Annotated in this window: 1 protein-coding gene; it reads left to right on the top strand. The window is 70.0% G+C overall.

The genetic code is table 11. From position 1 onward, the window contains the following. Positions 1 to 32: 32 nt before the first annotated feature. On the top strand, positions 33 to 849 hold an 817-nt coding region (locus tag ID132_RS14045), incomplete at its 3' end, for a P-type ATPase (RefSeq protein ID WP_459562474.1).

Below are 849 nucleotides of genomic sequence, written 5' to 3'. Positions count from 1 at the left end.
ACGAGGCTCATGCGGGTCACGGATCGCACGACATGCACGGTGGCCACGGAGGCCACGCGGGTCACGCGGGTCACGGCGATCATGTCGCCCAATTCCGCCGACTGTTTTGGATCATGCTCGTCATCGCAATCCCGGTCGTCGCGACGAGCGCGATGTTCGCGAGCCTCGTCGGCTACGAGCTGCCAGAAGTGGCATGGCTCGGATGGGTCTCGCCAGTGCTCGGCACGATCATGTACGTGTGGGGCGGCCGCCCCTTCCTCACCGGCGCGGTGAGCGAGATCCGCAGCCGTAAGCCGGGCATGATGCTCCTCATCGGCCTCGCAATCACGGTCGCGTTCCTCGCTTCGTGGGGAGCGAGCCTCGGCCTGCTCCACCACGAGCTCGATTTCTGGTGGGAGCTCGCGCTGCTCATCGTGATTATGCTGCTCGGCCACTGGGTCGAGATGCGCTCGCTCGCGCAGACCACCTCGGCCCTCGACTCGCTCGCGGCCCTCNCAGACGAGGCCGAGCGCGTCGTCGGCGACGCCACCGAGACGGTCTCGCCCGCTGCCTTGACCGTGGGCGACGTCGTGCTCGTGCGCCCCGGGGCAACCGTCCCGGCCGACGGCGAGATTGTCGACGGCGCCGCCGCCATGAACGAGGCGATGGTCACCGGCGAATCGACGACCCAGCGCCGAGGCGTCGGCGACCACGTCGTCGCGGGCACCGTCGCGACCGACTCGGCCCTGCGCATCCGAGTCACCGCGACCGGCGACGACACGACGCTCGCGGGCATCCAGAAGCTCGTGGCCGACGCGCAGGCCTCGTCCTCGCGCGCGCAGCGCATCGCCGACACAGCGGCCGGCTGGC

The sequence above is a fragment of the Gulosibacter sediminis genome, from assembly GCF_014904065.1.
Taxonomy (GTDB): Bacteria; Actinomycetota; Actinomycetes; order Actinomycetales; family Microbacteriaceae; genus Gulosibacter; species Gulosibacter sediminis.
Note: the sequence above shows the minus strand (reverse complement) of the source record. Positions and strands in the feature narration are given on the sequence as shown.